Genomic DNA, 8,763 nt, shown 5'->3' with positions numbered 1-8,763 from the left:
TACCGCCGGGCAGGTACCGGAGCGGGAAGCCGCTCCGCGACCGTGAGCGAGGCAGGTGCGCGCCACCTCCCGCGTGCCCCTGCGGCGCCTCGGCACTTCCCCGAACGCGAACGGAGCCCGACATGAGCCACCGCGTCACCTCGGTGACCCAGCTGTACGAACTGGTCAGTCAGGGCCGGATCGACAAGGCGGAAGCGGTACGCCTGGCCAGGCAGCTGCAGGAGGCCGGGCCCGCCCAGCCGGCGGTGACCCCCGGCATCGATCCGGACGTCCTGCGGGACCGGGTCTGCGACGTGCTGGCGGACAAGGTCCGGCAGCTGCTCAAGGTGAGCGCCGACGACCTGGACGTGGACGTCGACCTCAGCGAGTACGGCCTCGACTCGGTGATCATCACCCAGCTCGCGACCATGGTGAACGACGCGCTGGACGTCGACATCAAGCCCACCACGATGTTCGACCACCCCAACCTGCGCGAGCTGGCCGCGCACATCGCCGGTGAGCACGGCGCCCGGCTCGCGGACCGCCTCGGCCTGCGTCCCGCAGCCGCCCCGGTGGTGAAGGAACCGGTCCGTGCCGCCGTCGCAGTGGTGGAGGAACCGGTCCGCGCCGCCGTTCGTGTCCCCGCATCACCTCCGCGCCAGGTGCCCGTCCCCGCCGACCGGGGAACGGACCCGATCGCGATCATCGGCATGAGCGGCCGCTTCCCGCAGGCGGACGACCTCGATGCCTTCTGGCGCAACCTGTCCGAGGGCCGCGACTGCATCAGCGAGGTGCCCGCCGACCGCTGGGACTGGAAGGAGCTGTACGGCGACCCGTTCGCGGAGGAGGGCCGCACCACCGTCAAGTGGGGCGGGTTCATGGACGGCGTCGCCGACTTCGACCCGGAGTTCTTCGGCATCGCGCCGCGCGAGGCCCGGCTGATGGACCCGCAGCACCGGTTGCTCATGCTGCACGTGTGGAAGGCGTTGGAGGATGCCGGATACGCGGCTTCCGCACTGGCCGGCGGCGATCTGGGCATCATCGTGGGCACCGCGGGCACGGGCTACCAGCGGCTGATCGAGGACCACGCGCGCGGCGGGGAAGGCGTGGCCGCGACGGCCACCGTGCCGTCCATCGGTCCCAACCGGATGAGCTTCTTCCTCGACGTGCACGGCCCGAGCGAACCGGTCGAGACGGCCTGCTCCAGCTCCCTGGTCGCGCTGCACCGGGCGGTCTCCGCGCTGGAACGGGGCGAGTGCTCGCTCGCGGTCGCGGGCGGGGTCAACACCGTGCTCGTGCCGGACGGCCACATCAGCTTCGGCCGGGCGGGGATGCTCAGCGACGACGGCCGCTGCAAGTCGTTCTCCGACCGCGCCGACGGCTACTCCCGCGGCGAGGGCATCGGGATGCTCGTGCTGAAGAGGCTGTCCGCCGCCGAACGCGACGGCGACCACGTCCACGGCGTGATCCGGGCGACCGCCGTCAACCACGGCGGCCGCGCCAACTCGCTGACCGCACCGAATCCGAGGGCCCAGGCCAAGGTCATCCTCGACGCCCACCGCCGGGCCGGCATCGACCCGCGCACGGTCGGCTACATCGAGGCGCACGGCACCGGGACGAAGCTCGGCGATCCCGTCGAGATCAACGGTCTGCGGGAGGCGTTCCGCGAGCTCTACGCCGACCACGGGGCCGAGGTCACCGGCAGCCACGTCGGCATCGGCACGGTCAAGACAAACATCGGGCACCTGGAACTGTCCGCCGGGGTGGCCGGCGTGCTCAAGGTGTTGCTGCAGATGCGTCACCGCACGCTCGTCGAGAGCCTGCACAGCGAGACCGTCAACCCTTACGTCGAGCTGGACGGCAGCCCGTTCTTCCTGGTGCGCGAACGACAGCCCTGGGCGGCGCCGCTCGACGCCGACGGCAATGAGCTTCCGCGCCGGGCCGGCATCAGCTCGTTCGGCTTCGGCGGTGCCAACGCGCACGTCGTGATCGAGGAGTACCGCGCACCCGCCGAGACGAGCGCCGAGCAGGGGCCGTTCGCCTTCGTGGTGTCCGCCAAGGAGTCCACCACCCTGGTGGCCCGCGCCCAGCAGCTGCTCACCTGGATCGACGAGCACGCGCCGTCCGACAGCGACCTGGCGAGCATCGCGTACACCCTCCAGGTCGGCAGGGTGGCGATGGCGGAACGACTCGCCTTCACCGCCGGGACCGTGGAGGAACTGCGGGAAGTGCTGCGGGCGTTCGTTTCCGGCGAGACGCCTGGGCACGTGCACACGGGCAGCCCGCAGCCGAACGCGCTGTGGAAGGCGCTCGCCGCGGACGAGGACATCGCCGCCGCGATGGACACCTGGGTCGCCAAGGGCAAGCTGTCGCGCCTGCTCGAACTGTGGGCCGGTGGCTTCGACTTCGACTGGCGCCGGTTGCACGGCGGGACTCCGCCGCGCCGGATTCCGTTGCCGTCCTACCCGTTCAACCTGCGCCGCTTCTGGATCGCCGACAACGCTCCCCGTGCTGTCGCCCAGCCGAGCGGCCCGAAGCCGCACGCGTTGAGCGGCAACGAGTTCTACGTGCGCGATCACCTCGTGCGCGGAGTTCCGGTCCTGCCTGCGGCCGCCTACCTCGAACTGGCGCGGGAGGCGCTGACCGGTGGCGATGCGGGCGTGCGGCTGCGTGACCTGTGCTGGCTGCGGCCCATCGAGGTCACCGGGCAGTGCGGCGTCGAGGTGCGCCTCTCGGCCGGCGACGGCGCGTTCGAGGTGAGGGTGGAAGGTGCGGAGACGGTCCACGCCCAGGGCGTCGGGCAGGTCGACGCGGCGCTCGCCACGACCGCCGAGAAGATCGACGTGCAGGGGTTGCTCGGTTCGTGCCCGCGCGTCATGGACTCCGCCGAGTTCTACGAGACCTACGAACGCCTCGGCATGAATTACGGCCCGTCGTTGCGCGCCGTGCGTTCGCTGCACCAGGGCGACGGTGTGGCGGTGGCGAGGCTGACCGTGCCCAGCGAGGCCGTGTCGCCGCTGGTGCTCAACCCCAGCGTGCTCGACGGCGCTTTCCAGGCCGTTCTCGGGGCGTGGGGCGGAGAGAACGACGGGGCCGGCCGGCTCGCGCTGCCCTTCGCGGTGCGCGAGGTCGAGGTCCGCGGCGCGACTCCGGCGGACGGCTGGGCCGTGATCCGCCGCGCCACCGAGGACCGCGGTGGTGACGTGCACCGGTTCGACATCGACGTCTGCGACAACGACGGCCTCGTCCGGGTGCGGCTGCTCGGCTTCAGCATCAAGACCCTGAGGGCGCCCGCGGAGGGCCGGACGTGCCTCATGACGCAGGCGTGGGACGCCGCCAGCGTGGAGCCGGTCGCCCCGTGGCCAGCCGAGAACGACAAGGTCGTGCTGTTCGGTGGCAGCGCGGAACACCACGCCTCCTTCCGGGCGATCCGGCCGAACGCTGCCGTACTGGACGACCCGACCTCGGCGTTCCCCGCCGACGCCACGCACGTGGTGGTGCTGGAGGCGGACGCACGCGCGGCGTTCCTGCTGGTGAAGGCGGTCCAGGCGGCAGGCGGTGACAGCAGGGAGATCGGCTGGACCGTGATCACCGAGCAGGCGCGGCTCCTGCCTGGCGACAGCGATACCGACCCGGCTGGGGCCGGCCTGCACGGCCTGTTCGGCTCACTTGCCCAGGAGTGTCCACAGTGGCCGGTTCGGGTCGTGGACGTGCCCGCGGGGCAGCCGGTTCCGTGGCACGAGGTGCTGGAACTGGCCCCGCAGCCGGGAGGCGCGGTGCTGGCACGCCGTGACGGCGAGTGGTACCGCCAGTCGTTGGTGGAGCTGGCCGAGCCGGTTCCGTCCGGACCCGTGCACGAGGACCTGCGACCGGACGACGTGGTCGTGGCCATCGGCGGCGCGGGCGGCATCGGTGTCGTGTGGACGGAGCACTTGATCCGCCGGCACAAGGCGCGGGTGGTGTGGATCGGCCGTCGTCCTCTCGACGACCGCATCGAGGGCCTGCGCACCCGGCTGGCGGCCCACGGACCCGCCCCCGACTACATCCAGGCCGACGCGACCGACCCGGTGGCGCTGAGCCGGGCCCGTGACGAGATCGTGCGTCGCTACGGCCCGGTGCGGGGAGTGCTGCACTCCACCATCGTGCTCGGGGACCAGAGCCTGGCGCGGATGGACGAGGAGCGGTTCGGCGCGACCTACGCCGCCAAGGCCGATGTCGCGACCACCATCGCGGAGGTGTTCGCGGGCGAGCCACTGGACTTCGTCGTGTTCTTCTCCTCGCTCCAGTCGTTCCTCACCTCACCCGGACAGGCCAACTACGCGGCCGGCTGCACGTTCGCCGACGCCTACGCCGAGCACCTGGGCACCCGGCTGTCCTGCCCCGTCAAGGTGATGCACTGGGGTTACTGGGGCGGCGTCGGCGTCGCCGCCGACGAGGCCCACCGCGAGCGGATGGCCAAGGGCGGTGTCGCGTCGATCGAACCCGCCGAGGGAATGGCCGCCTACGACACGCTCCTGGGCTCCCAGCGCTCCCAGCTGGCGATGATGAAGGTGACGAGCACCCGCGCGTTCGACGGACTTCTCGGCGAGGACGTGATCGAGCACGTCGCGCCCGTGCCGGCCGGTCATCACCCCGCGAGCAGCGTGGCGGTCGAACCGATCGCCGGCGACGTGAGCAAGGCTCTGGCGGAATCGCTCGTCGACTACGTGCGGCACCGCGTGGCGGACGACCCCATGACCACGCTGCGGGTGCTGGAGATCGGAGAGGCCGGCAACACGGTGTTGCGCCACCTCGGTGCGTGGAGGGACCACCTCGAAACCTACTGCTACACCGGCGACTCCGAGGAGTTCCTGGCGACCGCCCGGCAGGAGTTCGGCGAGACGGCGCACTACTTCGAGACCCAGGTGTTCGACGTCGAGAAACCTCTTGCCGCACAAGGTCTCCAGGCCGGCTCGTTCGACGTCGTCGTCGCGACCGGGTTGCGGCACGGCCCCCGCATCGCCCTGCGCAACGTCAAGGCCGCCCTGCGGGCCAACGGGATCCTGCTGCTCACCGACCAGGGGAGCGGGTGGCGACGGCCGCTGGCGGAAGAGGGCTTCCGCGGTGTCTTCGCCGCCGCCGAGGACGCGTCCGGGTGGCAGGTCCTCGTCGCCGAGAGCGACGGTGCCGTTCGTCAGCCGAGGGCCGTGACTGTTCCCGTCGAGGTGCCCGAAACCGTTCCTGTCCAGCACGACGAGGCTCCCGGCACAGTCGCCGAGCAGGTCACGGCGCTGTTGGCGGACGTCCTCGAACTGGAGCCCGCGCAGCTGGAGCTGGACGCGCCCCTGCGGCGCTACGGCTTCGACTCGATCTTCATGGCCCAGTTCCTGTCCCAGCTGAGGAAGCACGTCGACGACACCCTGTCGTTGGACGTCATCGCGGAATGTGAGTCGCTGCGCGATGTTCTCGCCGCTGTCGGCGCGACGTCCGCGCCCGTGGTGGCGTTGGAGGACCATCCCGAGCTCGTCCAGATGAACCGGGGCCGTGCGGGCAGGCCCGTCTTCTGGATCCACCACGGCAACGGGGGAGTCGAGTCCTACCGCCCGCTGGCCGAGCGTTCCGGCCGCCCGTTCTACGGTATCCAGCCGAAGGGATGGGCCGGGGCCGGCGAGATCCTCGGCGGCCAGGTGCCGATGGCCAGGCACTACGCGTCCCTCATCCGCGCGGTGCAACCGGAGGGGCCCTACGACATCGGCGGGTTCTCGCTGGGAGGCCTGCTGGCCTACGAGGTCGTGCGGCAGCTCCAGCTGCAGGGTGCGGAGGTGAACACCCTGGTCATGCTCGACTCCCTGGACGCCCCGGCGACCAACCAGGTCAACGCCATCATGCAGGGCGGCAGGACCGAGCCGGACGCGGTCGCCAAGGTCTCCGCGTTCCGCGCCGTCAACCTCGTGCTCGGCAACAACAGCCTGAACACGGAGGGCGCGACCCCGATCCTGCACAGGGACGAGGTCGACCCGAGTCTGTCCTATTCGGACTTCCTCGACTCGCTGATCAAGGCCGCCCTGGCCGCCGGGATCACCAAGACCGAGGCGCAGCTGCGCAAGCAGGTCGTCCCGCTCGCCCAGTACTTCGAGGCGATGCAGGGCGAGAACTACGTGACGTCGCGGCTGCCCCGGCCGGACTCGGTGTCCTGCCACTACTTCCGCAACCGCAGCGGCGAGTTCTTCGGCGAGTTCAAGGACTACATGGTGCTCTTCGCCAACCCGGAGCTGCCCGGGATGGACGGCGTCGAGTACTGGCACGACTGGAAGTCCCAGATCGACGACTTCCGCGAGACCGTGGTCGACACCAGCAGCCACGCGGACGTGATGACCGCACCCCAGTCGCTGGAGAAGGTGCTTCGCCTGTGCGACGAGATCTACGCGCACAGCTCGGACGTCGTTTCGCCGGCCGCTTAGTCCCGACAGCTTTCCCCCACCCATCTGCAAGGAGTGCTTTGCGATGACCAACAGCAGGTTGTTCACCAGTGAGTCGGTGACCGAAGGCCACCCGGACAAGATCTGTGACGCGATCAGTGACTCGATCCTGGACGCGTTGCTGGCCGAGGACCCGCGTTCCCGCGTCGCCGTGGAGACGCTGGTGACCACGGGTCAGGTGCACGTGGCGGGTGAGGTGACCACCGAGGCGTACGCGGACATCCCCACGATCGTCCGCGAGAAGATCCTGGAGATCGGTTACGACTCGTCCGCGAAGGGCTTCGACGGCCACTCGTGCGGCGTGAACGTCGCGATCGGCGCGCAGTCCCCGGACATCGCGCAGGGCGTCGACACGGCGTTCGAGAACCGCGTCGAGGGCGCCGACGACGAGATCGACAGGCAGGGTGCCGGCGACCAGGGCCTGATGTTCGGCTACGCGTGCAGCGACACGCCGGAGATGATGCCACTGCCGATCGCCTTGGCGCACAGGCTTTCCCGCCGTCTGACCGCGGTCCGCAAGGACGGCACTGTGCCGTACCTGCGCCCGGACGGCAAGACGCAGGTCACCATCGAGTACGCGGGTGACCAGCCCGTGCGCCTCGACACCGTCGTCATCAGCACCCAGCACGCCGACGGCATCGACCTGGAGAACCTGCTCGGCGTCGACCTGCGCGAGCACGTCGTCGCTCCGGAGCTCGCTGAGTTGAACATCGACACGACGAACGTGCGGTTGCTGACCAACCCGACCGGCCGGTTCGTCATCGGCGGTCCGATGGGTGACGCGGGCCTGACCGGTCGCAAGATCATCGTCGACACCTACGGCGGCATGGCCCGTCACGGTGGCGGCGCGTTCTCCGGCAAGGACCCGTCCAAGGTGGACCGCTCGGCGGCGTACGCGATGCGCTGGGTCGCGAAGAACACCGTTGCCGCCGGTCTGGCTTCGCGGGTCGAGGTCCAGGTCGCGTACGCGATCGGCAAGGCGGCCCCCGTGGGCCTGTTCGTCGAGACGTTCGGCACCGAGACCGTCGACCCGATCAAGATCCAGCAGGCCATCGCCGAGGTGTTCGACCTCCGTCCGGCCGCGATCATCCGCGACCTCGGCCTGCTCCGTCCGATCTACGCCCCGACCGCCGCGTACGGCCACTTCGGCCGCACCGACGTCGACCTCCCCTGGGAGTCGACCGACCGTGCCGACGCGCTGCGCGACCTCGTGAACGGAGGCTGACGATGCGCCTGGCCGTCACCGGTTCGATCGCCACCGATCACCTCATGGTGTTCCCCGGCCGTTTCGCCGACCAGCTCCTCGCCGACAGGCTCGACTCCGTGTCGCTGTCGTTCCTGGTGGACGCGCTGGAGGTGCGGCGGGGAGGCGTCGCGGCCAACATCTGCTTCGGTCTCGGCCTGCTCGGTTCCCAGCCGGCCCTCGTCGGCGCGGTCGGCCGGGACTTCGCCGAGTACCGGGCCTGGCTGGAGGACCACGGCGTCGACACCGCGTCGGTGCTGGTGTCGCAGACCCGCCACACCGCAAGGTTCCTGTGCACCACCGACGACGCCCAGAACCAGATCGCGTCCTTCTACACCGGCGCGATGGCGGAGGCCCGGCACATCGACCTCGCGCCGGTCGCCGACAGGCTCGGGGGACTGGACCTGGTGCTGGTCTCGCCCAACGACCCCGAGGCGATGCTGCGCCACACCGCCGAGTGCGTGCGCGACGGCCATCCGTTCGCGGCGGACCCCTCGCAGCAACTGACCAGAATGGACGGTGACCAGATCCGTTCGCTGCTGACCGGCGCGACCTGGTTGTTCACCAACGACTACGAGCACGACCTGTTGCTGTCGAAGACCGGCTGGTCCGAGGCCGAGGTGCTCGACCGGGTCGGGGCGTGGATCACCACGCTGGGGGAGAAGGGCGTCCGGCTGGAGATGGCGGGCATGCCGACCGTGCACGTGCCCGCCGTCGCGGCTCAGCAGGTCGTCGACCCGACCGGGGTCGGCGACGGGTTCCGCGCCGGCTTCCTCTCCGGTCTCGACCAGGGACTGCCGGCCGAGCGGTCGATGCAGCTCGGCTGCACGCTCGCGACCTTCGTCCTGGAGTCCCAGGGCTCGCAGGAGTACTCGGTCGATCCCGCGCGGTTCGCCGACCGGTTCACCGAAGCCTACGGCCCGGTGGCCGCGGCCGAGGCCAATCTGTTCCGAACTGTCCACACCGGACAGTTCGCTCTCTGAAGCTTCTTGGAGGACTTCGCGATGACCGCGGAACGGTTGCAGACCCGCAACGGCATTGACTTCGCAGTGGCCGATCTGTCACTCCACGAGTTCGGCCGCA

The 8,763-nt window shown here is 70.3% G+C and carries 3 protein-coding genes; all 3 read left to right on the top strand.

The window, feature by feature from the left end:
* Positions 1–122 precede the first annotated feature (122 nt).
* Genes ACH413_RS34930 through ACH413_RS34920 form a run of 3 tightly spaced genes read left to right on the top strand, consistent with a single transcriptional unit; the run spans position 123 to position 8,663 of the window.
* A complete protein-coding gene (locus ACH413_RS34930; RefSeq protein WP_360038219.1) occupies positions 123–6,419 on the top strand; it encodes an SDR family NAD(P)-dependent oxidoreductase in 6,297 nt (2,098 codons plus the stop codon).
* Between the two features lie 43 nt (positions 6,420–6,462).
* Positions 6,463–7,662, top strand: a complete 1,200-nt coding sequence (gene metK / locus ACH413_RS34925; protein ID WP_360038216.1) for a methionine adenosyltransferase — start codon at positions 6,463–6,465, stop codon at positions 7,660–7,662.
* A gap of 2 nt (positions 7,663–7,664) precedes the next feature.
* Positions 7,665–8,663, top strand: coding sequence for a carbohydrate kinase family protein (locus tag ACH413_RS34920; RefSeq protein WP_360038213.1), 999 nt, complete (start codon positions 7,665–7,667; stop codon positions 8,661–8,663).
* Positions 8,664–8,763 lie beyond the last annotated feature (100 nt).

It is taken from the genome of Lentzea sp. NPDC020367, from assembly GCF_044387305.1.
Taxonomy (GTDB): Bacteria; Actinomycetota; Actinomycetes; order Mycobacteriales; family Pseudonocardiaceae; genus Lentzea.
Note: the sequence above shows the minus strand (reverse complement) of the source record. Positions and strands in the feature narration are given on the sequence as shown.

Excerpts from the sequence above, each read along its gene's own strand:
- metK (WP_360038216.1), top strand. The coding sequence starts at position 6,463 with ATGACCAACAGCAGGTTGTTCACCAGTGAGTCGGTGACCGAAGGCCAC.
- ACH413_RS34930 (WP_360038219.1), top strand. The coding sequence starts at position 123 with ATGAGCCACCGCGTCACCTCGGTGACCCAGCTGTACGAACTGGTCAGT.
- ACH413_RS34920 (WP_360038213.1), top strand. The coding sequence starts at position 7,665 with ATGCGCCTGGCCGTCACCGGTTCGATCGCCACCGATCACCTCATGGTG.